This window comes from Gordonia aichiensis NBRC 108223 (assembly GCF_000332975.1).
Classification (GTDB): domain Bacteria; phylum Actinomycetota; class Actinomycetes; order Mycobacteriales; family Mycobacteriaceae; genus Gordonia; species Gordonia aichiensis.
Genome location: NZ_BANR01000002.1, coordinates 42514 through 65746 on the forward strand (window position 1 = coordinate 42514; position 23233 = coordinate 65746).

Annotated in this window: 22 protein-coding genes; 18 read left to right on the plus strand and 4 right to left on the minus strand. The window is 66.7% G+C overall.

Annotated features, from left to right (window positions below):
* The first annotated feature begins 10 nt into the window (after positions 1-10).
* The gene (locus tag GOACH_RS01415) at positions 11-1474 is read left to right on the plus strand and encodes a sensor histidine kinase (RefSeq protein ID WP_005169379.1); all 1464 of its coding nucleotides are present in this window, start codon (positions 11-13) and stop codon (positions 1472-1474) included.
* On the plus strand, positions 1471-2157 hold the full coding sequence (locus GOACH_RS01420) for a winged helix-turn-helix domain-containing protein (protein WP_005169380.1): 687 nt from the start codon (positions 1471-1473) through the stop codon (positions 2155-2157). The genes GOACH_RS01415 and GOACH_RS01420 overlap by 4 nt, the downstream gene beginning before the upstream one ends.
* Before the next feature lie 6 nt (positions 2158-2163).
* Here GOACH_RS01420 and GOACH_RS01425 read toward each other — a convergent pair whose 3' ends face one another.
* The 3 genes from GOACH_RS01425 to GOACH_RS01435 form a co-directional block, all read right to left on the minus strand.
* Positions 2164-3282, minus strand: a complete 1119-nt coding sequence (locus GOACH_RS01425) for a GGDEF domain-containing protein (RefSeq protein WP_005169381.1) — start codon at positions 3280-3282, stop codon at positions 2164-2166.
* A gap of 49 nt (positions 3283-3331) precedes the next feature.
* Positions 3332-4447: a GGDEF domain-containing protein gene (locus GOACH_RS01430; RefSeq protein ID WP_005169383.1), complete on the minus strand. Its 1116-nt coding sequence runs from the start codon at positions 4445-4447 to the stop codon at positions 3332-3334.
* A gap of 71 nt (positions 4448-4518) precedes the next feature.
* On the minus strand, positions 4519-5343 hold the full coding sequence (locus GOACH_RS01435; protein WP_373279066.1) for a DUF3109 family protein: 825 nt from the start codon (positions 5341-5343) through the stop codon (positions 4519-4521).
* Between the two features lie 127 nt (positions 5344-5470).
* On the opposite strand from GOACH_RS01435, the gene GOACH_RS01440 reads away from it, so the two are divergent.
* The 10 genes from GOACH_RS01440 to GOACH_RS01480 all read left to right on the plus strand — a co-directional run bounded on the left by GOACH_RS01440 (position 5471) and on the right by GOACH_RS01480 (position 15631).
* Entirely contained in the window at positions 5471-6466 is a 996-nt protein-coding gene (locus GOACH_RS01440) for a Ppx/GppA family phosphatase (protein ID WP_174320791.1), read from the plus strand.
* A gap of 98 nt (positions 6467-6564) precedes the next feature.
* The gene (locus GOACH_RS23075) at positions 6565-8247 is read left to right on the plus strand and encodes an Rv0497 family membrane protein (RefSeq protein WP_052003875.1); all 1683 of its coding nucleotides are present in this window, start codon (positions 6565-6567) and stop codon (positions 8245-8247) included.
* An 8-nt stretch (positions 8248-8255) separates the two neighbouring features.
* The gene (locus tag GOACH_RS01450) at positions 8256-9152 is read left to right on the plus strand and encodes a sugar phosphate isomerase/epimerase family protein (protein WP_005169393.1); all 897 of its coding nucleotides are present in this window, start codon (positions 8256-8258) and stop codon (positions 9150-9152) included.
* Positions 9149-10036 (plus strand): thioesterase family protein, encoded by an 888-nt coding sequence (locus GOACH_RS01455; RefSeq protein ID WP_005169396.1) that lies wholly within the window; start codon positions 9149-9151, stop codon positions 10034-10036. The genes GOACH_RS01450 and GOACH_RS01455 overlap by 4 nt, the downstream gene beginning before the upstream one ends.
* Positions 10037-10073: 37 nt before the next feature.
* Positions 10074-10910 (plus strand): pyrroline-5-carboxylate reductase, encoded by an 837-nt coding sequence (proC, locus tag GOACH_RS01460; RefSeq protein WP_005169397.1) that lies wholly within the window; start codon positions 10074-10076, stop codon positions 10908-10910.
* 222 nt (positions 10911-11132) lie between these two features.
* Positions 11133-11363: a helix-turn-helix domain-containing protein gene (locus GOACH_RS01465; RefSeq protein ID WP_005169398.1), complete on the plus strand. Its 231-nt coding sequence runs from the start codon at positions 11133-11135 to the stop codon at positions 11361-11363.
* A 276-nt stretch (positions 11364-11639) separates the two neighbouring features.
* Positions 11640-11741: a 30S ribosomal protein bS22 gene (locus tag GOACH_RS23240; RefSeq protein WP_003402602.1), complete on the plus strand. Its 102-nt coding sequence runs from the start codon at positions 11640-11642 to the stop codon at positions 11739-11741.
* 110 nt (positions 11742-11851) lie between these two features.
* Complete coding sequence (locus tag GOACH_RS01470; RefSeq protein WP_040517420.1) at positions 11852-12916, plus strand: NAD-dependent epimerase/dehydratase family protein; 1065 nt, start codon at positions 11852-11854, stop codon at positions 12914-12916.
* 218 nt (positions 12917-13134) lie between these two features.
* A complete protein-coding gene (locus tag GOACH_RS01475; RefSeq protein WP_005169400.1) occupies positions 13135-14292 on the plus strand; it encodes a lysophospholipid acyltransferase family protein in 1158 nt (385 codons plus the stop codon).
* A gap of 175 nt (positions 14293-14467) precedes the next feature.
* Positions 14468-15631 (plus strand): zinc-binding dehydrogenase, encoded by a 1164-nt coding sequence (locus tag GOACH_RS01480; RefSeq protein WP_005169402.1) that lies wholly within the window; start codon positions 14468-14470, stop codon positions 15629-15631.
* 24 nt (positions 15632-15655) lie between these two features.
* On the opposite strand, the gene GOACH_RS01485 is transcribed toward GOACH_RS01480, so the two are convergent.
* Complete coding sequence (locus GOACH_RS01485; RefSeq protein ID WP_083859000.1) at positions 15656-16885, minus strand: HAD family hydrolase; 1230 nt, start codon at positions 16883-16885, stop codon at positions 15656-15658.
* A gap of 121 nt (positions 16886-17006) precedes the next feature.
* Between GOACH_RS01485 and GOACH_RS01490 the strand changes: the two genes are divergently transcribed.
* From GOACH_RS01490 to hemB, 6 genes are all read left to right on the plus strand, one after another.
* A complete protein-coding gene (locus tag GOACH_RS01490) occupies positions 17007-17264 on the plus strand; it encodes a glutaredoxin family protein (protein ID WP_005169406.1) in 258 nt (85 codons plus the stop codon).
* Between the two features lie 85 nt (positions 17265-17349).
* Positions 17350-18090, plus strand: a complete 741-nt coding sequence (locus GOACH_RS01495) for a redox-sensing transcriptional repressor Rex (RefSeq protein WP_005169407.1) — start codon at positions 17350-17352, stop codon at positions 18088-18090.
* A 73-nt stretch (positions 18091-18163) separates the two neighbouring features.
* Positions 18164-19558, plus strand: coding sequence for a glutamyl-tRNA reductase (locus tag GOACH_RS01500; RefSeq protein ID WP_040517438.1), 1395 nt, complete (start codon positions 18164-18166; stop codon positions 19556-19558).
* Positions 19555-20481 carry a hydroxymethylbilane synthase gene (hemC, locus tag GOACH_RS01505; RefSeq protein WP_005169412.1) on the plus strand — a complete coding sequence of 309 codons (927 nt, stop codon included), beginning with the start codon at positions 19555-19557 and terminating at the stop codon, positions 20479-20481. The genes GOACH_RS01500 and hemC overlap by 4 nt, the downstream gene beginning before the upstream one ends.
* Before the next feature lie 52 nt (positions 20482-20533).
* Positions 20534-22222, plus strand: coding sequence for a bifunctional uroporphyrinogen-III C-methyltransferase/uroporphyrinogen-III synthase (locus tag GOACH_RS01510; protein WP_005169414.1), 1689 nt, complete (start codon positions 20534-20536; stop codon positions 22220-22222).
* Between the two features lie 10 nt (positions 22223-22232).
* Positions 22233-23210, plus strand: a complete 978-nt coding sequence (gene hemB, locus GOACH_RS01515) for a porphobilinogen synthase (protein ID WP_005169415.1) — start codon at positions 22233-22235, stop codon at positions 23208-23210.
* The last annotated feature ends 23 nt before the right edge of the window (positions 23211-23233 follow it).

Consider the following 23233-nt stretch of genomic DNA (forward strand, 5'->3'; position numbering starts at 1 on the left):
AGCTGAAGTTGTGACCGGTGTATTCGTGGGCGGTGTGACAGTTGCCGTCGTCCTCGTGGCGGCAGTCGCCGTCGGATTCGCACTCGGTCGGTTCTGGCGTCGCGACGCCGTCGTCCGCAGCACTCAGGCGCAGCGTCACGACGACACACACCGCGGCCTCGACGACTCCGCCGTCGCGTCCGAGTTTGCAGGCGACCAGCCCACCTATTCGCTGACCCTTGCCGAACGCCCGCGAGTGGTTCCCGAGAGCGCCGAGCTACGCGACACCGACGTGCACGGAACCACCGAGGACGGCCGGATGACGACCGCGGGCCTCCTCGGCCTGATCGTGCGAAACTCCGACACCGCGGTGGCCGTCGTCGACCAGTTTCGCGACGTCGTCCTCTACAACCACAGAGCTGTTGAGTTGGCGCTGGTGCGCGACCGGATGCTCGACGACTCGGTGTGGGAAGCAGCGAAAGAGGTTCTCGATACCGAAGCCGAGCGGCGATTCGTTTTCGAGCCACCGGCGTCGGCGTTGGGTTTTCTGTCGACAGGGCGTGCACGCGGCAAGAGCGTCGAATCGGTGAGCTGTATCGCACGTCTGGTCCGTGAGGGCGACGAGCGCTACGCCGTGGTCTACGGTGCCGACGACACCGAACACCTGCGCGTCGAGGCCACCCGCCGCGACTTCGTCGCCAACGTCTCCCACGAGCTGAAGACGCCCGTCGGTGCCATCAGTCTGCTCGCCGAGGCGCTGCTGGAGTCGTCAGACGATTCGGATTCGGTGCAGCACTTCGGCAATCGCGTCGTTGCCGAGGCCACGCGAATGGGCAACATGGTCAGCGAACTGCTCGCGTTGTCGCGGCTGCAGGACGGCGAGACCGCCGACTTCTCGCTCGTCGACGTCGACGCACTCATCGAGGAAGCCATCGAGTCGGCGTCGGTGTCCGCCGAAGCGGCGTCGATCTCCCTGCGCGCCGACGCCCCGGCAGGCCTGACCGTGCGCGGTGATCGCATGCTGTTGCTCACGGCGCTGAACAACCTGATCGTCAACGCCATCTCGTACTCGCCGCCGAACACCACGGTGTCGGTGAGCAGGCGGGTGACCCGGCACGATGGTCGACCGATGGTGGCGATCGCCGTGACCGACCGTGGGATCGGGATCGCACCCGCGGATCAGCAACGCGTCTTCGAACGCTTCTTCCGTGTCGACAAGGCGCGCTCACGGAGCACCGGCGGCACCGGTCTGGGGCTTGCCATCGTCAAACATGTCGCCGCCAATCACGGCGGGGTCATCTCGTTGTGGAGCAAGCCCGGGACTGGCTCGACGTTCACCCTGTGCATCCCGCAGGACATGACTGCCGAAATAGACTGGGACGCCGCAGATATCGAAGGCGACATCGAGATTTCTGAACTCGCGGCAGATGCCGTGACCCGGGGCGAGGCACTCCCGCCTGCGCCGAAAGCACGACCGAAGGAAACCGACACGTGACTCACGTTCTGATCGTCGAGGACGAGGAATCGCTGGCCGATCCGCTGGCATTCCTGTTGCGCAAGGAGGGATTCGAGGCCACCGTCGTCAACGACGGTTCGGCGGCGCTCGGCACCTTCGACCGCGTCAGCCCCGACATCGTCCTGCTCGATCTGATGCTGCCCGGGATGTCGGGCACGGAGATCTGCAAATCGCTGCGCACGCGGTCGAGCGTGCCGGTGATCATGGTGACCGCGCGCGACAGTGAGATCGACAAGGTCGTCGGACTCGAACTCGGCGCCGACGACTACGTCACGAAGCCGTACTCCGCTCGTGAACTGATCGCCCGTATCCGTGCGGTGCTGCGACGTGGCGGTGATGCCGCCGACGACGACCTCGCCATCGGCATCCTGGAGGCCGGACCGGTTCGGATGGACGTCGAGCGGCATATCGTTGCGGTCAACGGTCAACAGATCACGTTGCCGCTCAAGGAGTTCGACCTCCTTGAGTACCTGCTGCGCAATTCGGGGCGGGTACTGACCCGCGGTCAGCTCATCGACCGAGTCTGGGGCGCCGACTACGTCGGCGATACCAAGACCCTCGACGTACACGTCAAACGGCTGCGCTCCAAGATCGAGCCCGACCCGGCGAACCCGAAGCATCTGGTCACGGTGCGCGGACTCGGATACAAGCTCGAACCCTGACGCATCTCAGCCGAGCTCGAAGCGGTTGCCGCCGTTGGTTTTGGCTGCGTACATCGCGTGGTCGGCGTCGGCGATCACCCGGGTGATGCGTCCGTTGTCGTCGTTGTCCCCGCTGGCGATCCCCACGCTCGCCGTCACCGCACCGCCGCTCGCCTCGACGACGGCGCGCACGAGTCTGTCGGCGATGGCAACGCACCAGGCGGCGTCCGGGTATCGGGTGTCGTACTGGGTGGCCAGAACGAATTCATCGCCACCGAAGCGCGCGATGATGGTGTGGACTTCGACGGACCGTCGTATCTCGGCTGCGACGTCCGCCAGTACACGGTCACCGTGGACGTGACCGTGGAGATCGTTGACGACCTTGAAGCTGTCGATGTCGACGACGGCGACGATCCATCGCGAATGCCTGTGTCGCACAGCCGTCGTCGAGACCTGCAACGACGACGCGGTGACCGCGCGGTAGAACCCCCGCCGATTGAGCAGCCCGGTCAGTGGATCGGTCACCGCGTCGACGGCGCTGCCGCGCACCATGACGAATCCGATATGGAGGATGGGCAGCGCCACCACCACGGCCATGACGACCACCAGTGCCTCCGCGATCGCGATCGGTAGCCAGTTCACGCCCTGCACGAGGCCGCATGTCACGACAGCGGCCACGACGGTCACCACGGTGAAGGCCATGTGGCAGAGGTTGGCCACCGCGTTGTGGAACAGTGTCAGGTAGATGCTGGTGGCCGCCAGCAGGGATGCCGAGGCAATGCCGATCAGCATGTTCTGATGAGCGAAGATCGTGACCGCGATGACGACGTCGGCGATGGCGCACAGCGTCAACGATTCCGTCCGCGTCGGCCACGGCCACGCGAGCCAGCGGACGGTCCAGGCAAGACACACGACGATGACCGCGACCATCGCGGCAGGGCCTGTGCCGGGCCACAGGACGCCGTCGGGTCCCAGCAGGGACAGGAGGGCGATGGTGCCGTTGAGAACACCTCCACCGGCGACGATGACCTTGGTGACGTCGACCAGGTTGAGATAACCGAAGAAGTCGAGCATCCATCGGTCATCGGCCTGCGTCAACCACTGCCGCGCCGCATCCCGGACGCCGCGCCCCCCATCAGTTTCCATGGGCACATTGTGCATTGGTCATGGTGTATAGGAGGTCGATGGGCCAGTCTCAGTCGTCGGCCGCGACTTCGACTCGATCCGAGATGTGGTCTGCACAGCTCACGCGATTGCCGCCCCGTTGTTTCGCGCTGTACATGGCCCGATCGGCCGCGGTGATCAGTTCGAAGACGGTGCTGTGTCGGTCTTCGCCGGTGGCAACCCCGATACTCGCGGAGATCGCGGGGTTGGTGGCACTACTCAGTGATTCCCGAATGCGCTCGCCGAGCATCAGCCCATGATCGCCAGGCATTCGCGTCGCCGTCACGAACTCGTCGCCACCGAGTCGTGCTTGGAGTACGCGCCCATTCACGTCGACGGCTCGGGTTATGGCGTCGGCGACGGCGACAAGGACCTGGTCGCCGCGGTCGTGTCCGTACGTGTCATTGACGGACTTGAAGTCGTCGACATCGATCAGCAGCACGGTCCAGGGCGAATCCGATAACGGTGCATCGGTCTCCGTTCTGGCGACTTCTCGCCAGAGGCCGCGTCGATTGAGCAGACCGGTGAGCGTATCGAACGTGGATTCGTCCGCGCTGGAACGGATGAGGTGGTAGCCGATCTGAATGGCAGGCAACACCAGTGCGGTCGACAGGAGTCCGATGACTGCTTTGCTTGCAGCAAGCGGTATCCACTCGGTGCCCTGCACGTAGCCGCACGTGATCACCGCGGAAACAGCTACCAGTACTGCGAAAAGGACGTGGCACAGGTTTGCTCGCACGGTGTGGAAGAACGAGATGTACGCACCGATGACAGCGAAAAGGGGGGTGGCGGCGATCCCCAGCACGACGTCCTTGTGGACGAAGCATGCCGCAGCGATCGCGATGTCGGCGCCGGTCATCAACACCAACGACTCGGTTCGTGATGGCCAGCACCACGACAACCAACGTGCTGCCCAGCACAGAGCCACCCCTGCCACCGCGAGCATGAACGTCCTGCCGTGAGGCCACAGCACACCCGATGGCGCGAATGAAGCGAGAACTGCGGTGACGGCGATCGCGAGACCGCCGAATGCTATCGCGCATCTGACCCTGAGGATGAAGCCTCTCGACTCCAGATAGGACAACAGCCACTCGTAATCGTTGCCCCGCGGCCGCTGCTTGACCGTGGAGCGAGGAACGCATCGCATACGGTGTCATTCCGATTCGGCCGGATTTCCGTTACCAATGAAAACATTCTCTTTGGTAAACATGACCGGGGCTACCCGAGCTCCTCGTACTTGATGTCGGTCTCGCGCCGCGTCGTCGCTGCGGCCGTCGCCGGATGGACGGCCACGATGCCGAGGCCGTTGCGACGCCGACAGGCTCGCGCCAATTCGTCGTATGCGGGCTTGCCGAGCAGTTCCGTCAGCTCCGGGGCGTAGGACTCGAAGACCTGTGTCGCGCCGACGTGGGCATCGGGCGATCCCGAGCAGTACCACTTGAGGTCGTGTCCGCCTTCGCCCCAGCCGCGTCTGTCGAACTCGGTGATCGTGGTCTTGAGGATCTGTGTTCCGTCGGGGCGTTCCACCCAATCCTGCTCGCGACGAATCGGAAGTTGCCAGCACACATCGGGTTTCACGCTCCACGGCTCGATTCCCTTGCGCAATGCCATCGCGTGCAGTGCGCATCCGGGACCGCGATCGAAGCCGGGACGGTTCAGAAAGATGCACGCGCCCTTGTGACTTCGCGTCTTGAGCGCCGGTTCGTCGTCGAGGTCGCCCTCCTCGAGGTACCCGCGCTTGCCGAGGGGGTCCTTGCCAGAACCCTTCGCGTGGAACTGCCAGTCGTCGGGCGTCAGCATCGACACGCACTTCGCGAGGTGCTTCCGGTCGTCTTTGTCGGTGAGATAGGCCCCGTGACTGCAGCAGCCGTCGTCGGGCCTGCCGTCGATGATCCCCTGACACGCGGGAGTGCCGAAGACGCACGTCCAGTGCGACAACAACCAGGTCAGGTCGGCGCTGATGAGGTGTTCAGGGTCCGCGGGATCGAAGAACTCGTACCATTCCCGCGCGAAGTCGAGTGGTACCTCGGGGGCCGGCGAGATCTGTGCGGACGGGGTGGGGCTGGGCACGCGTTCACGGTAGTCGCATCGGTTGTGCGACGTCTGGCCGCACGGGTGTGTTTCCCCACCCACGCAACGTGGCGAATCGTCGAAGCACTAACGTGTACGCGTGCGTTTAGGAGTGCTCGACGTGGGCAGCAACACTGTTCACCTGCTCGTTGTCGATGCCCATCGCGGCGGACACCCGACACCGATGAGCTCCACCAAGTCGGTACTCCGGCTCGCCGAGCAGATCGACGCGAAGGGCAGGCTCAGTGAGCGCGGTGCCCGGTCGCTGATCGACGCGGTTGACGAATTCACCCACATCGCCTCGACGTCGGGCTGTGAGCAGACGATGGCGTTTGCGACGTCGGCGGTGCGCGATGCCACCAACTCCGATGAGGTTCTCGATCGCATCGAGGCCAAGACCGGTGTACGTGTGACGGTGCTCAGCGGCCGCGACGAGGCACGTCTGACGTCGCTGGCGGTCCGGCGCTGGTACGGCTGGAGCGCCGGACGCATCCTCGCGCTCGACATCGGGGGCGGATCACTGGAGATCTCCAACGGTGTCGACGAAGAACCCGACGTCGCGCTCAGCCTGCCACTCGGTGCGGGCAGGCTGACCAGAGAGTGGCTTCCCGACGACCCGCCCGATCGGCGACGTATCGGCGTGCTCCGTGACTGGCTCGACGCCGAGCTCCGCGAACCTGCACGCGAGTTGCGGGGAGCGGGCAAACCCGACCTCGCCGTCGCGACGTCGAAGACCTTCCGTTCGCTCGCACGTCTGACCGGCGCCGCTCCCTCAGGTGCGGGGCTGCGGGTGCAGCGTCAGCTCACGGCCAGTGGACTGCGACAGCTGATCGCCTTCATCTCTCGGATGACCCGCGACGATCGTGCAGAGCTCGAAGGAGTCAGCGCCGACCGTGCTGGTCAGCTCGTTGCCGGAGCGCTCGTCGCCGAGGCGGCGATGCGTGCGCTCTCGGTCGATACACTGGAGATCTGTCCGTGGGCGTTGCGTGAAGGCGTGATCCTGCGTCGTCTCGATACCGAGTTGGCAGACACCCGAGAACGGACAGCGACGACACAGTCGGTGGATTCGGTAGCGGCAGCCCAGGGCCTGCGTTAAGCGAGTCGGCGACATGTACGCCCGGGTCTACCTGCACACTGTTCACCCGTACAGATGACGCAGTTGTGACGACGGACGAGGACGGAGAGCGAGTTTCGATGGCCAAGCAACCGGGGTCACCCGCAGGCGGATCGGACGACTCTGCTGCAGAGTCGCGGCCGATATCCGTATCTGAACTGCTCGCTCGCCGCGATGCGGCCATCGCCGACGAGGAGCGGGCCACGCGGATCAGCGAAGGTCGTGGCAGGCGCCGTGCGGGGCGTGATGGTGCGGTATCGGTGTCGGAACTGACCGGCGAGATACCACGTATCACCGATGCACCGCAGACCCGCGATCCCGAGCGCACCAACGACACCGAGCGCACCAAGCATCCCGAGGGCAGCGCGCGTACTCAAGGAACAGTCGAACCGAAGGCGCCTGCCGTAGAGCCGCATTTCCCGCGATCGAGCAGCCCGGTACCGCGACGCGCATCCGAGAGCCGCCCGTTGCAGGACTCCGCCGATCCCGCAGGTGCGTCCACCGGATTCGACCGCTCGGTATTCGACGCGCCCCCGCAGACCCGCGACTTCAACTCCTCCGCAGTCGCCGAGCGTGCGTCGCGCAGTACCAAGGCTTCCGACACGCGTCCGGCACCCACGGCCCAGGGCGACGCCGGTGACGAGCACTCGAACGCCGTCACCGGAATCATCCCGGTCGTCGGCTATGGCGATGACGGCGACGTGCGACTCGTCGAGGCCGACGACGTCGACGTCGTCGAACTCGAGGCGCCCCCCACTCGCGCAGGACGTTTCGGCGACATCATCGACGACGACTTCGACGCGTACCGGTCTTTCGCCGAGTACGACGAGGATGAGAACGACTCGTCGGCGAGCAGACGCTCGGCGCGACGAAACGGCGCCGACAAGCGCGGTGACGCGAAGCGACGTGGCGGCAAGCGCAAGCGTGGCTGGTTCGGGCGCAAGACGAAGCGGGACGATCACTCCGACATCGAGGCCGACGCGCGACCCGGTACTGATCGACCCGGCAGCAACGATCAGCACGCGGACGATCAGTATGGGAACGACCAGTACGGCGAGGGTGACCTCGCCTCCAGGCTGGCGACAGAGACAGCGGCATTCGACTTCGTCGAGAACTCGCTGGACGTGACTCCTGCGACCGACCGGCGTGATGACCTCGAGCCCTCCGACGCGCCGGACGAGGCGTCGACGCCCGACGAGGCGTCGGTGCTCGCGGTGGGGCAGACGGGCGAGTCCGCAGGCGAGGAGGACGCGGCCGACGACGCCGGCGGAACCGACGACACGGCAACAGCCCCCACCGCGGCGCAGACGGTGGCAGCGCCGGCGGCGTCATCCACCACAGCGGCAGCCTTTACGGCAGCGCCGGATCGGACGACGACGAAGACCGATCTGACCACTGATGATCCGACCACAACCGCAACCTCCGGAGCCGACGCCACCACGTCGAAGCCGGGCGGGACAGCGTCGGAGAAGCCGAGTAGGGCAGACGTCGACGAAGGTGGTCGCTCGCCCCTGAAGGCGTGGCTGCTGGTCATCGGCGAGGCGATTCTCGGGCTCGCGGTCGGTGTGGGATTGTTCTGGGGATTCACCGAATTGTGGCGGTGGAATGTCTATTTCGCCCTCGTGTTGGCAGTGCTGGTGATCTTCGGCATCGTCTCGTTCACCCACGCCGTGCGGCACTCTCGCGACCTGTTCACCACGCTGTTGGCGTTGGGGGTCGGACTCATCGTGACCATCGGTCCGCTGGTGTTGCTCGCGACGTGAGGGTCTAGATGCGCGCTCCCGTGACCGACATCCCGATCGGGCTGTCGACGGCCTCGGTCTACCCGCAGAACACCGAGGCGGCATTCGCGTACGCAGCCGAGTTGGGTTTCGACGGTGTCGAACTCATGGTGTGGGGCGAGGCTGTCAGCCAGGACATCGCCCACGTCGAGTATCTCTCCGAGCGCTATCAGGTACCGGTGCTGTCGATCCACGCCCCGTGTCTGCTCATCTCGCAGCGTGTGTGGGGCCGCGATCCGCAGGCGAAGCTGGCTCGCGCGGTGTCGGCGGCCGAAGACCTCGGGGCTCCCACCGTGGTCGTGCATCCCCCGTTCCGGTGGCAGCGGGCGTACACGGCGGCGTTCGACGATCTGGTCGCCGAGCTCGAGGAGAACACCGGCGTCGACGTCGCGGTGGAGAACATGTTCCCCATGCGCGCCGACCGGCTCTTCGGTGCGGGCAAACGTTCGGCGCAGCGCCTCAACGCGCGCGGGGGAGGCCCGGGACGTGCGGCGTCGGCATTCGGCAAGTCGACTGACCCCACCGACGACGGGTACGCGCACTACACCCTCGACCTCTCGCACACGGCGACAGCGGGAGTCGACGCAGTCGGTTTGTTCGAGCGCATGGGATCACGCCTGAGCCATCTACACCTCGCCGACGGCAGCGGGGCGGCCACTGATGAGCACCTCATTCCCGGCGACGGCTCGCAACCCTGCGTCGAGGTGTGTCGACGACTCGCCGCCAGTGACTTCACCGGTTCCGTGGTCCTCGAGGTGAGCACCGGGTCGGCGCGCACCAAACCCGAACGCGCCGCCCTCCTCGGCCGTGCCCTCGACTTCGCGCGCACCAACCTGCGCCGCGACCCCGTGCGTACCGCACCGACCCAGGAGATCGAAACCGAATGAGCGACAAGATCGCCGGACTGTTGACCCTGCATCCCACCGAGGGAGCCGGTGACGTCAACTACCGCGCGACCATCGATCCGACGTTCACGATCGGGCCAAAGGTCCACGGCGGCACGATGCAGATGCTCGTCGCCCGCGCGGCCCTGCGCGCGTATGACGACCTGGCCGAAGCGGGCGACTCGACCACCCGCGGCGCTTCGACCACCGCCGCCCCGTCGACGCTGCGCAGCGCCGACCTCGTGCCCGTAGCCATCGCCAGCGACTACCTCGCGGCCCCCGTCCCCGCAGCCGTCGACCTCTCGGTGACGCTGCGGAAGCGCGGCAGGACGGTCACACTGCTGTCCGTCGACCTCGCCCAGAACGGACGACTGATGGTCTCGTCGTCGGTCACCCTGGCCCGACCCGACAGCGGAACACCGCACCATTCGGCACCCTCGGTTCTCGACGACCTGCCCGCACAGCCGCAACCCGACGGCATCTCCATCGACGGCTCGCCGGTCGGTGACGTCATGCATCTCGGGTCGGCCCTCGACCTCGTACTCGATCCGACGAGCTTCCCCGTCGCGCGAGGCGAGACCGGTGAGCCCGTCGTCCGTGGGTGGACTCGTCCGAAGAACACCGAGCCCGATGTCGAGTTCTCGGTGCTCGTCTGCGACATCTCGCCCCCGGTGGTGATGAACCTCGCCCTCTTCGGTTGGGCGCCGACCGTCCAGCTCACCACCTACGTCCGACGTCGCCCCGCACCGGGGTGGCTCCGATTCGCGGCGTCGAGCACTGAGGTGGGGCCCGGAATGTTCGAAGAGGACCACCTCGTGGTGGACTCGACGGGCACTGTGGTCGCGCAGTCCCGTCAGCTCGCGCTCATCCCGCAGCGGCAGGGCTGACCCGCGCCACCTGAGTCGAGAAGAAAGGCATCACGACGTGAGTGAACGGATCGCCATCATCGGCGGCGGCAAGATAGGTGAGGCACTGCTCGCCGGACTCATCGCATCGGGCCACCAGGCCAAGAACCTCGCGGTGGCCGAACTCGACGAGGCGCGGGCTCGCGAACTCGCCGATGAGTACGGCGTGCTGGTCACAGACGTGCCGACGGCGGTGGAAGGCGCGCACTACGTGTTCATCGCGGTCAAGCCCGACATCGTCGACGCGGTGCTGCGGCAACTCGCCCGCGTCGACGACGACGGCGAATCCGAGCGCGTCACCATCAGCCTCGCGGCAGGAGTGCCGATCGCACGATATGAGAACGCGCTGCCCGCAGGCGTGCCGGTCGTGCGGGTGATGCCCAACACGCCGATGCTCGTGAACGAGGCGATGTCGGCGGTGTCGCCGGGACGCCACGTCGACCCCGAGCAGCTCACCGCGGTGGTCGGACTCCTCGAGAGCGTCGGCAAGGTCATCGTCGTGCCGGAGAAGCAGATGGATGCGGTCACTGCGATCTCGGGATCCGGGCCTGCCTACGTGTTCCTCCTTGCCGAATCGATGATCGATGCCGGGGTTGCTCTCGGCCTCACCCGTGCACAGGCCAGCGAGCTGGCCGTGCAGACCATCCGGGGTTCCGGAATCCTGATGAGCGACTCCGGGGTGTCCGCGGTGGATCTGCGTGCAGCTGTGACCTCGCCAGGTGGCACCACTGCAGCCGCCATCCGTGTGCTGGAGGAGAACGGAGCTCGAGCGGCGATGTATCGGGCGACCGAGGCCTGTGCACAGGCCAGTGCACGGGCCGGACGTCGACCCGACGTTGAGGGTTTGGGCAGCTGAACACCCGACCGCGCCCGAACGGCGCCTCCCAAGATTTAGGGTCCTGAGCACGCAAAACCCCAGTATGTTGTGGTTCAGCGTCACAAATGGCGCAGATCCAAGCCACTTACGTCGCTTTTTTCACATCTGCCACGCTAAGCTGCTTTAAGCACGTGCGTGTCTGGTGTCCGCCGGAGGGGAAGCCGGCGGCCGCGACGCGTGCTCCGGAGGTATGAGTAACTCATGGCAGCAGAGACTCCTGGTGACAGGTCAGGTGCGGTCGGCAATGCGGGTTCAGGCTCGCAGTTCCTGACCGTGGCCGAGGTCGCATCCCTGATGCGTGTCTCGAAGATGACCGTTTATCGTCTCGTCCATAGCGGAGAACTCCCCGCGGTGCGCGTGGGCCGTTCGTTCCGCGTGCACGCCAAGGCGGTGCACGACTACCTGGAGACGTCGTACTTCGACGCCGGGTAGTCGCAGCAGCCGTCGGAGCCGCACCGCGGGTCCGGGCGCACCCGAGAACGTCCCGACAACTCCTGTCGCTCGGCCCCGTGCGGGCCGTCGGCAGGAGTTGTGGTGTTCACCAGAGGCGACCTGATTTTTCTCTTGGCGACACCGACCGGTAGTGTTGATGAACGCGTAGCTGATCTCGCCGCTGGTTCCGGCGGGCAGGCCTCACCGCCAAGTGTGAGTGTCGACGACAGCGTGCCGTGAAACCGCGTGAGACTGTGTAAGTGAGGAAGTGCCCCGATGGGTTCAGTGATCAAGAAGCGCCGCAAGCGCATGTCGAAGAAGAAGCACCGTAAGCTTCTGCGTCGGACTCGCGTGCAGCGTCGCAAACTCGGTAAGTGATCCTGCGGCGCCGCGAGGCGTCACAGGATTTCCCGCGGTCACACTGCTGACCGCGCGCCGAAGAACCCGCCTGAGTGCGGGTTCTTTTTCGTCGGGCTAGCCTTGCCACCATGCCCGATGGTTCAACGTCCGACGTTCAACAGGTTCCGCGCACGGTGCTGGTCACCGGGGCGTCGACCTTCCTGGGCGGCTACCTCGTCGCCGCACTGGCTGCCAACCCCGACGTCGAACGTGTGCTGGCGGTCGACTCCCGCGTGCCGCGCAAGGACCTGATGCGCCGGATGGGGCGCGCTGAGTTCCTGCGCCTCGACATCCGAAGGCCCGCGATCGCGAAGGCGATCGCGCACTACGAGGTCGACACCGTGGTGCATGCGGCGACGTCGATCATGGAGACGGCCCCGCATTCGGCGGCCATCAAGGAGTTCAACCTTCTCGGTGCGATGCAGGTATGCGGCGCATGTCAGCGCAGTCCGTCGGTCAAGCGGCTCATCCTGCGCTCGACGGCGATGGTCTATGGAGCGAGTCCGCGTGACCCCGCGCAGTTCACCGAGGAGACGCCTGCCAAGCGAGACCCGCGACGAGGCTACGGACGCGACATGCTCGACGTCGAGGGGTACGTGCGTGGCCTCGCGCGCCGGCGCCAGGACATCGACGTGACGATCATGCGATTGCAGGCCATGCTCGGGCCTCGAATCAACACCAGGATGAGTTCATATCTTTCGCTCCCGGTGGTTCCGACTGTCATCGGGTATCAGCCCCGGTTGCAATTTCTCCATGAAGAGGATGCGCTCGCCGCAATGGAGCGTGTGACGCTGCGCGGAAAACCCGGAACTTTCAACATTGCGGGTGACGGAGTGGTCACGTTGACGCAGGCGATCCGACGGGTCGGTCACCTCGAACTCCCCGTGGTGGGAGGGTTGCTCGCGCCGATCACCGGGGTGATGCAGAACCTGCGATCCGCTCGGCTGCGTTCGTCGCAGACCGAATTCCTCACGTACGGAAGGGTTCTCGACACCACGCGGATGCGTTCCGAGCTAGGATTCGCCCCGCGGTTCTCGACATCGGAGACGCTCGACGACTTCGTCGAGCGCAGTGGTGTGAGTCCGGTGATCGCGCCGGACGCCTGGCGCAGAGCCGAGCGGCGGGTCGTGTCGGCGGCGCATCGGCTGGCCTGATGAGAAGCCGCGTAAATCGCACAGAGTGTCCGTTTCAGGCGTCAATTTGAATCCGCGATTCGACGCAATCAATGAGAATGCAAATACATCAGTGCAAGGTGCGCTATGAGAGATGACCCCGTAAACTCGGACGCCAGACCCGGGTGCGTCGACGCAGCGAACCCGGGCTCTCCCCCTCCTCAATTCTTCTGCGTCGTACCCGTTGGGGGTGGAGCACCTTGTCGAATCACGTGACGTCTTCCGGTGATGCACGCACGGCAAAGGTGATCCAGTTGTACGCAAGCTCGGGCGCGGGCATCGAGGCCGCGCGACGTGATCAGCCCGGCGCCACGCGTGAGGCCGGACGTCGTCGGCATCCGAGTCAACAGGCGACGGCGCCGTCGACCATCGGTCATCCCAACACGGATGGCTTCGGTCGGCCGCCTGCTGCGGTCACCCCCATCACAGACGACGTCGCGCTCGGGACGGAGGCGCTCGGCGTCGAGCAGCGTGGTCCTGCGCGCAGCCCGTTGTTCAGTCTCGGCGGTATCCGAGGCGCCGTTGCCGATTCACTTACTGCCACAGCAGGTTTCATTCGTGAGCGGATGACGGGCGACTACGAGATCGACGATTTCGGCTTCGATCCGCACTTCACCGAGTCCGTCTGGTTCCCGGCCATCCGTCAGGTCTACGAGAAGTGGTTCCGCGTCGAGGTGACCGGGGTCGAGAACCTGCCTGTCGACGGGGGAGCGCTGCTCGTTGCCAACCACGCCGGAGCGTTGCCTGTCGACGCACTGATGACCAGCCTCGCGGTGCATGACAATCACCCGACCGGGCGGTATCTGCGAATCCTCGCCGCCGACATGGCTTTTGACACCCCGGGGGTCAGCGAGGTGGCGCGTCGCATCGGCGCGACGCTCGCGTGCACCAACGACGCCGATCGCCTGCTGCGCGCGGGCGAACTCACCGCGGTGTGGCCCGAGGGTTACAAGGGGATCGGCAAGCTCTACAAGGACCGCTACAAGCTCGCACGGTTCGGTCGCGGCGGCTTCGTGACGACGGCGCTGCGCAACGCCAGCCCGATCATCCCGGTCTCGATTGTGGGATCGGAGGAGATCTACCCGATGATCGCCGACCTCAAACCGATCGCCCGCATCCTCGGCCTCCCGTATCTGCCCGTCACCCCGACGTTCCCGTTGCTCGGGCCGCTCGGCCTGGTGCCGCTTCCGTCCAAGTGGCACATCCACTTCGGGCGTCCGATCGAGACCGGCGGATACGACGAGTCGTCTGCCGACGACCCGATGGTCGTCTTCGACCTCACCGACCACGTGCGCGAGGAGATCCAGCAGACGCTCTTCCGCATGCTGAGCCGCCGGGGCAGCGTGTACTTCGGCTGAATCCCCCCGGCGCCTCTACCTCGACGGCATACCCGTCGGTCGCGGCGTGGCCGAGACGTTCACGTGCCCGCAATCGTCTCCCGACGAGATCGGCGTCACAGCCATCTGGCACAGTGTCCGGTAGAACGTAGCAACGCACGTTGCTACGAAACGTCCGCCGGAGGAGAGGAAGCCGATGCGTGCAGTCGTGTGCCACCAGGGCAAGCTGAGCGTCGAGGAGATCGAGACTCCGCAGCCCGGGCCGGGCCAGGTTCTGCTGAAAGTGGTGCGCACGGGCATCTGTGGCTCCGACCTGCATGCACGAACCCACAGCGACGACACCGCCGACGTCACCGCGGAGGTCGGCTACGACCGATTCATGCGATCGTCCGATCACGTCGTGATGGGCCATGAGTTCATCGGCGAGATCGCCGCTTACGGTCCGAAATGCCGCAAGAAGTGGGCGCCGGGCACGCTGGTGGCCGCGCTGCCGATCATCAAACACGGCGAGACAGAGCATCTCGTCGGACTCAGCGCGGACGCGCCCGGTTCGTACGCCGAGTACGTCGTCGTGTCCGAGGACATGACGATGCCGGTCCCCGACGGCGTGCCGATCGACCAGGCCGCTCTGACCGAACCTCTGTCGGTGGCTGTGCACGCCGTCAACCGTGGAGACGTGGGCAAGCGCGACGTGGCGGTCGTCGTCGGCTGCGGTCCGATCGGGCTGTCGGTGATACTGGTCCTCAAGGCCAAGGGCGTGCGAACGGTCATCGCGTCGGACCTGTCGGCGGGTCGTCGAGACCTCGCCCGACGCTGCGGCGCCGACATCGTCGTCGACCCGACGGTCGAGTCGCCCTGGGACATCGCCGCGAAGAAGGGTAAATACCTCACACGCACCGGCCAACTGCTCAACACCGCGTTCGAGGCGATGCACATCCTGCGACGGGTGCCCGGTCTCCCGTGGTGGCGGGCCATCGCGCTCGGCGACAAGATCGGAGCCACGCCCGCGGGGCCGGTCGTGTTCGAGTGCGTCGGCGTGCCCGGGATGATCGAGAACATCGTGACGGGCGTGCCGCTGCGGACGCGCATCGTCGTCGTCGGGGTGTGTATGGAGTCAGACCGGTTCCGCCCGGCCATGGCGATCAACAAGGAAGTCGATCTCCGCTTCGTGATCTACTACGACCCCGCCGAATTCCGCACTGCACTCCACCTCATCGCCGACGGCAAGGTCGACGTGACGCCCCTGGTCACCGGGGTCATCGGATTCGACGCCGTTGCAGAGGTTTTCGAGATCCTCGGCGGCGCGGAGCACCACGCCAAGGTGCTGATCGACCCCTCGAGCTCCGTCACCTCGCTCTGAGAGGTGGCGGCGCCGACCGGCGTCTCACCCCTTGTTGCGCAGCAGCTTCACCGCGCCGGCGCCGGCGGCACCTGCAGCGCCGACGACCAGTGCCGTCGACGCCCCGTACTTCGCGGCCTTGCGGGCGGTGCGGAAGTCGTACATCTCCCAGCCGCGCACCTTGGCGACGTCGCGCAGATCGGCGTCGGGGTTGATCGCGACGGCCCGACCGACCAGTGACAGCATCGGGACGTCGTTGTGCGAGTCGGAGTACGCGGTGCAGCGCTTGAGATTGAGCCCCTCACGAATTGCCAACGCGCGCACGGCATGCGCCTTGCCGGGGCCGTGCAGGATGTCGCCGACGAGGCGCCCGGTGAACTTGCCGTCGACGCTCTCGGCGACGGTGCCGAGAGCCCCGGTGAGGCCCAGGTGGTCGGCGATGGTCTGCGCCAGCTCGACGGGGGTCGCCGTGACCAGCCATACCTGCTGGCCTGCGTCGAGGTGGCGTTGCGCCAATGCCCGTGTACCAGGCCAGATCTTGTCGGCGATGTACTCGTCGTAGATCTCTTCGCCGAGCGCGGCGAGCTCGGCGGTCTCCCGGCCTGCGATGAATGACAACGCCTTTTCGCGGCCCTCGGCCACATCCTGGGCGTTCTCCTTGCCCGTGATACGGAACTTGGCCTGCGTCCAGGCGAAGTCGAAAATGTCGGAGTACGAGAAGTACTTCCGCGCTGCGAGCCCGCGTGCGAAATGCACGATCGAGGCTCCCTGCACCAGGGTGTTGTCGACGTCGAAGAACGCTGCGGCGGTGAGGTCGACCGGAACGTCGGATTCGACGTCGACAGGCGGGCGCGCCCGCAGCGAGTCGACGGCCGCCTGCGCCGACGCCTCGCCTGCGAGGGCCTGCCGCAGTTCCTGAGCGGTCTGGCGGAAGCGTCCGGTTGCCGCCGTCGCGCGTTCAGAGATCCAGGTGGTGACGCGGCCGGGTTCGTCGTCATCGGAGTCGATGCCGTCGGCGTCGTCGGTGTGGAACTCGTCGTCATCGTCGGAACCGCCGACACTCTCGGCGTGGAACTCCCAGTCCTCGTCACTGGGGCCGGGGTTACTGGGACCGGGCTCACCGGGGCCGGGCTCACCGGGGCCGGGCTCGTCGGGGAGCGAAGCGTCAGTGGCGCCGGATGTCTGTGTGTTGCCGGGCGGTGTGGCGTCCGCATCGGACGCATCGGACCCGGAATCGGGAACCCTGCTGTTCGGCTCCTCGTTCTCAGAGGTCACGCGCACTCTCCACCTCTCGCGACTGCCTACTGTGCGGCCTGCTCACCCCACAGACTAATCATGGTGTCAGACCGTGTCGGCACCAACGTCGGCCGGCACCAACGTCGAAGGAGTCTGTTCGATGTCGATCACGTTGCTCACCCGTGACGGTTGCGCGGCCTGCGTAGCCGCCCGCGCCGATCTCACGCGCATCTGCGGAGAGTTCTCCGTCGAGTACGACGTCGTCGACGTCGACGCGGCCGCGAACGCAGGCGATCCGGAACTGCGCGCCGAGTACGGCGACCGCCTGCCCGTCGTTCTGCTCGACGGGCAGGAGCACAGCTACTGGGAGGTCGACGAGCCGCGGCTGCGTGCCGACCTGGGCGCACAACGAGGCTGAGCGCGCCGCGGGTCGCGTGCCGCGTCGGGAATGCGGCGTATTACGCTGATCACTTGGTCGGGACAGGCGGAAGTGAGTGTGCGCAATGGGTATCGGGACGGTGTCTGATCGCATCCCCGAGCCGTCGGTGACGCGCCTGGCGACCTATCTGCACGTCTTGCGTGCGCTCGGTCAGCGCGGGGTCCTGGTCGCCTCCAGCGGTCAACTGGCCACCGCGGCCGGAGTCAACCCCGCCATCCTCCGCAAGGATCTGTCCCATGTCGGCGCCAACGGCGTACGCGGCGTCGGCTACGACGTCGGGCGTCTCACCGCGCGCATCGCCCTCGCACTGCACACCGACACCGTTCACACCGTCGCGCTCGTCGGTGCGGGAACCCTCGGGCGGCTGCTCGTCACGCACACGGCCACCGACCGCACGTTCCGTGTCGTGGCGATGTTCGACGACGACCCGGACGTCATCGGAACCGTCGTCGACGACGTCGTGGTTGCGCCCTGTGCCGCCCTGGCGACCCTGTCGAGCGATCCGGCGATCGCCCAGGTCGACATCGGAGTCATCGCCACCGGCGCTGACAAGGCACAACGCGCCGCCGACGCGCTCGTCGCCGCCGGTGTGCGGCAACTGCTGAACGTCACCGCCGCAACCTTGTCGACGGACTCCGATGTCGTCGTCAGACAGGTTGATCTAGCCTTGGAGCTACAGGTGCTGACGTTCCACGCGTCACGTACCCCGCTGTCCGTCGCCGAAGGCGGGCAGCAGGGCCATGTCGACCTCCCCGGGGCCGGACTGCCTGGCGACGATCTGCCCGATGTGGACGTGCAGAGATGAACGTGCCCAGTGAACGTGCGGAGTGTGGATCAACGATGATCAATGCGAGGTCTGCGATGGAGACGGTGACGCGGTGAGTGTTCTGCTGTTCGGAATCAGCCATCGGAGCGCACCCGTCGACGTTCTCGAACGAGTCGCGGTCTCCGATCATGACCGGCCCAAGCTCGTCGACGACCTGCTGTCGTCGCGCGCGATCTCCGAGGCGATGCTCGTCTCGACCTGCAATCGTGTCGAGATCTACGCCGTCGTCGACGCCTTCCACCCGGCTCTCGAGGCGGTCGGCGAGGTGCTGGGTGATCACTCTGGGCTGAGCATCAACGACCTCACCCGCCACGCATACGTCCGGTACTCCGAGGCCGCCGTCGAGCATCTGTTCACCGTCGCCGCCGGGCTCGACTCGATCGTCGTCGGCGAGCAGCAGATCCTCGGGCAGATCCGCAACGCCTATCTCGAGGCCGACGCGAACAAGACCGCCGGACGCACTCTGCACGAACTGGCACAGCATGCACTGCGCGTCGGCAAGCGCGTGCACAGCGAGACGGGAATCGACCGTGCGGGGGCGTCAGTGGTGTCCGTCGCGCTACACCGCGCACAGCACTTCCTGCGCACCGCAGCACCCGAGCTCGATCCGGCCACGTCGCTGCGGCGGGCCGTCGTGATCGGCGCCGGCGCCATGGGGGGTCTTGCGACCGCCCAGTTGGCCCGTGAGGGCGTTCGCGAGCTCGTCGTGGTCAACCGGACCGTCGCCAACGCAGAGCACCTCGCAGGCAACATCGCGGCCAATCATCCCGGCGTCGCGGTGCGGGGCGTGGGATTCGGTGATCTGCCCGCCGTGATGGCCGAGGCCGACATCGTCGTCGCATGCACCGGCTCCATCGGCACCGTCGTGGGAGTGGGCGAGGTGCACTCGGCACTCGCCGCACGGACGGCGCCGCGGCCGCTGATCATCTGCGACCTCGGGCTGCCCCGCAACGTCGATCCCGCAGCGGCCCGACTGCCCGGCGCCCACGTCATCGACATCGAGGGCCTCCGCGGCGACTCTGAGGCTCAGGCCGCACACGACGACACCGTCGCGGCCCGTTCGATCGTCGGGGGCGAGCTCGCCGACTACCTCACCCTGCAGCGTCAGGCCGAGGTCACGCCGACCGTGGCGGCCCTGCGGCAGCGTGCTGCAGACGTCGTCGAAGCGGAGATCCTCCGGCTCGAGACACGGCTACCCGACCTCGAGGGCGCACAGCGCGACGAGGTCGCGAAAACTGTTCGACGCGTCGTCGACAAGCTGCTGCATGCACCCACCGTGCGCGTGAAGCAGCTCGCCTCGACCCCCAACGGAGATCACTACGCGGAGGCGCTGCGCGAGCTCTTCGAGCTCAAGCCGGGAGCTGCCGAAGCGGTGTCGGCACCGGAGAGCGGCTTGAGTGGTAAGCGCGGCGTCGGCGAGAAGTCGACCGATCAGGGAGAGCGTTGAGTCCCATCCGCATCGGTACGCGCGGCTCACTGTTGGCCCGTACCCAATCGCAGACCATTGCCGACGCGCTGATCGCCAACGGGCATCCCGCAGAACTCGTCATCATCCGCACGGCGGGCGATGCGTCGGCCGCTCCGGTCGCCGAGATCGGAGTCGGGGTCTTCACGACGGCCATCCGCAACGCGCTTCACGCGGGCGAGATCGACGTCGCGATCCACTCGTACAAAGACCTCCCGACCGCACCCGATCCGGGACTGCACATCGCGGCCGTCCCACCCAGGGAAGATCCACGAGACGCGCTGGTCAGCAGGGATGACATGGTCCTTGGGGAACTTCCGCCCGGCTCGACGATCGGAACGTCATCCCCACGACGGGCCGCGCAGCTTAGAGCATTGGGTCTCGGTTTGGAAATCCGCCCCCTAAGAGGCAACCTAGATTCTCGGTTGGGCAAAGTCGCCGGCGGCGAACTCGACGCAGTCGTTGTCGCCCGTGCCGGACTCGTCCGCATCGGCAGGGCCGAAGAGGTCACCGAAGCGTTCGATCCCGTGGTGCTGTTACCGGCACCGGCGCAGGGGGCACTGGCAGTGGAGTGCCGCTCCGACGATGCCGAACTGGTGAGAATACTCGCCGAGTTGGACGACGACGCCACCCGAGCGGCGGTCGACGCCGAGCGTGCGGTACTGGCAACTCTCGAAGCCGGATGTACCGCGCCGGTCGGGGCGATAGCCGAAGTGGTCGAGTCGATCGACGAGGACGGGCGCATCTTCGCCGAACTGTCGCTGCGCGCGGCGGTGGCGGCCGAAGACGGATCCGACGTGATCCGCGCTTCGGTGGTGGGTCCTGTCGACAACGCCGAACAACTCGGACGGGGCCTCGCCGCCGAACTGCTGGACCTGGGAGCGGGCGAACTCGTCAACTCCTGAGCAGCAGAGAAGAACTGCAGCCCTCGTCACGAGGGCAGGAGAGTGCGAACGCATGAGCCGTACGAAGAAGGCCAATCCGGGTCGGGCCGGCCGCATCCTGTTCGTGGGATCGGGCCCCGGCGATCCTGACCTGCTGACCGTGCGCGCGCGGACCGTGATCGCGAACGCCACGACCGCCTTCATCGATCCCGACGTGCCTGCCACCGTCGTCTCGATGATCGGGTCCGCGCACCGCGAGGAGCAGGAAGACTCCGCCCGCAAGAACACGAAAAAGGCCGATGCGCAGGCCAAGGACGCTGCTCAGGACAACGATGCCGCCGAGTCGTCCGACGCCCCGGCCGCCGACGCCGATGCGGCAGAGGCCACCGAGCAGGTGGTACACCCCGCGCTCGGTGATCCGACCGAGGTCGCGCGCACGCTGGTCGCCGCAGCCAAGGAGGGCGAGGACGTGGTCCGCGTCGTCTCGGGCGATCCGCTGACGACCGACTCGGTGCTGTCCGAGGTCAACGCGGTCTCGCGCACCTCGGTGGCGTTCGAGGTCCTTCCCGGGTTGCCCGCCGCGTCGGTGGTCCCGAGTTATGCGGGGATGCCGCTCGGCTCCAGCCACACCGAGGCCGACGTCCGGTCCGAGGGTGTCGACTGGGCCGCGCTCGCCGCTGCACCCGGGCCGTTGGTGCTGCATGCGACGTCGGGTCATCTTGCCGAGACGGCAAGTGCGCTGACCGAGCACGGGCTCGCGCCGCAGACCCCGGTCGCGATCACCATCAACGGCACCACGTGCGCTCAGCGCACGATCGAGGCGACGCTCGCCACGCTCAACGAACAGGGCAACGCCCTCACAGGTCCGCTGATCCTGACCATCGGCAAGGTCGTCAGCCAGCGCGGCAAGCTCTCCTGGTGGGAGTCACGCGCGCTCTACGGCTGGACCGTGCTGGTGCCCCGCACCAAGGACCAGGCGGGCGACATGAGCGAACGCCTCGTGAGCCACGGCGCCGTACCCAAGGAGGTTCCGACCATCGCGGTCGAGCCGCCGCGCAGTCCCGCCCAGATGGAGCGTGCCGTCAAGGGACTCGTCGACGGCCGCTACCAGTGGGTCGTGTTCACCTCGACCAACGCGGTGCGTGCCGTGTGGGAGAAGTTCGCCGAGTTCGGACTCGACGCACGGGCTTTCTCCGGCGTGAAGATCGCGTGCGTCGGCGAGGCGACCGCCGAGAAGGTGCGGACCTTCGGCATCAACCCCGAGCTGGTCCCGTCGGGCGAGCAGTCGAGCCTCGGGCTCCTCGAGGACTTCCCGCCCTACGACGACGTCTTCGACCCCGTCGACCGAATCCTGTTGCCACGCGCCGACATCGCCACCGAGACCCTCTCGGAGGGGCTGCGCGAACGCGGCTGGGAGATCGACGACGTCACCGCCTACCGCACCGTGCGCGCCGCGCCGCCGCCCGCCGAGACACGCGAGATGATCAAGACCGGCGGGTTCGACGCCGTCTGCTTCACCTCGAGTTCGACGGTCCGCAACCTGGTCGGCATCGCCGGAAAACCGCACGCGCGCACCATCGTTGCGTGCATCGGCCCCAAGACTGCCGAGACCGCAACCGAATTCGGTCTGCGCGTCGACGTGCAGCCGGAGTCGGCATCGGTGACCGAACTGGTGGATGCCCTCGCCGAGCACGCTGCGCGACTGCGGGCCGAGGGCGCACTGCCTCCGCCGCGCAAGAAGTCGCGGCGCTCGCGGTCGTAGGGTTGTTCATATGGCACCTGTGATCCGTCCCCGTAGATTGCGCACCACGCAGGCGATGCGTCGGCTGGTCGCGCAGAACACGATCCGGTCGGCGGATCTCGTGTTGCCGATGTTCGTTGCCGACGGCATCGACGACCCTCGCCCGATCGAGTCCATGCCCGGCGTCGTCCAGCACACGCTCGACTCGCTGCGTAAGGCTGCCGACGAGGCTGTGCGGGCAGGCGTCGGTGGGCTCATGCTGTTCGGTGTGCCCGACGCCGGCGACAAGGACGCCGTCGGCTCGGGCGCCGACGACCCCGACGGCATCCTCAACCGCGGATTACGTGTTCTCGCAGACGATCTCGGTGATTCGACGGTGCTGATGGCCGACACCTGTCTCGACGAGTTCACCGACCACGGGCACTGCGGCGTCCTCTCCGACGACGGTCGCGTCGACAACGACGCCACGCTCGACCGCTACGTGTCGATGTCGCTCGCCCAGGCCCGCGCCGGAGCGCAACTACTCGGACCGTCGGGAATGATGGACGGGCAGGTGGCGGCGATCCGTGCTGCGCTCGACGCCGAGGGACTCACCGACACGGGTATCCTCGCGTATTCCGCGAAATACGCCTCCGCGTTCTACGGGCCGTTCCGCGAGGCGGTCGGGTCATCGCTCGCGGGCGACCGCCGCACCTATCAGCAGGACGGCTCCAACCGGACCGAGGCGCTGCGCGAGGTGCGCCTCGACCTCGACGAGGGCGCCGACATCGTGATGGTGAAACCCGCCATGAGCTATCTCGACATCGTCCGCGACGTCGCCGAGATCTCCGATGTACCCGTCGCGGCGTATCAGATCTCGGGCGAGTACTCGATGATCACCGCCGCCGCCGAGCGCGGGTGGATCGACCGCGACGCCGCGATCCTCGAGTCGCTGACCTCCATCAAACGCGCAGGCGCCTCGATCATCCTCACGTACTGGGCCGCAGAGGTCGCTGCCGCGTTGGCATAGGCCTCTCGCGGTGGGTTGGCGGG

Excerpts from the sequence above, each read along its gene's own strand:
- GOACH_RS01425 (WP_005169381.1), bottom strand. The coding sequence starts at position 3,282 with ATGGAAACTGATGGGGGGCGCGGCGTCCGGGATGCGGCGCGGCAGTGG.
- GOACH_RS01430 (WP_005169383.1), bottom strand. The coding sequence starts at position 4,447 with ATGCGATGCGTTCCTCGCTCCACGGTCAAGCAGCGGCCGCGGGGCAAC.
- GOACH_RS23075 (WP_052003875.1), top strand. The coding sequence starts at position 6,565 with ATGGCCAAGCAACCGGGGTCACCCGCAGGCGGATCGGACGACTCTGCT.
- GOACH_RS01450 (WP_005169393.1), top strand. The coding sequence starts at position 8,256 with ATGCGCGCTCCCGTGACCGACATCCCGATCGGGCTGTCGACGGCCTCG.
- GOACH_RS01455 (WP_005169396.1), top strand. The coding sequence starts at position 9,149 with ATGAGCGACAAGATCGCCGGACTGTTGACCCTGCATCCCACCGAGGGA.
- GOACH_RS01465 (WP_005169398.1), top strand. The coding sequence starts at position 11,133 with ATGGCAGCAGAGACTCCTGGTGACAGGTCAGGTGCGGTCGGCAATGCG.
- GOACH_RS23240 (WP_003402602.1), top strand. The coding sequence starts at position 11,640 with ATGGGTTCAGTGATCAAGAAGCGCCGCAAGCGCATGTCGAAGAAGAAG.
- GOACH_RS01470 (WP_040517420.1), top strand. The coding sequence starts at position 11,852 with ATGCCCGATGGTTCAACGTCCGACGTTCAACAGGTTCCGCGCACGGTG.
- GOACH_RS01480 (WP_005169402.1), top strand. The coding sequence starts at position 14,468 with ATGCGTGCAGTCGTGTGCCACCAGGGCAAGCTGAGCGTCGAGGAGATC.
- GOACH_RS01490 (WP_005169406.1), top strand. The coding sequence starts at position 17,007 with ATGTCGATCACGTTGCTCACCCGTGACGGTTGCGCGGCCTGCGTAGCC.
- GOACH_RS01495 (WP_005169407.1), top strand. The coding sequence starts at position 17,350 with ATGGGTATCGGGACGGTGTCTGATCGCATCCCCGAGCCGTCGGTGACG.
- GOACH_RS01510 (WP_005169414.1), top strand. The coding sequence starts at position 20,534 with ATGAGCCGTACGAAGAAGGCCAATCCGGGTCGGGCCGGCCGCATCCTG.
- hemB (WP_005169415.1), top strand. The coding sequence starts at position 22,233 with ATGGCACCTGTGATCCGTCCCCGTAGATTGCGCACCACGCAGGCGATG.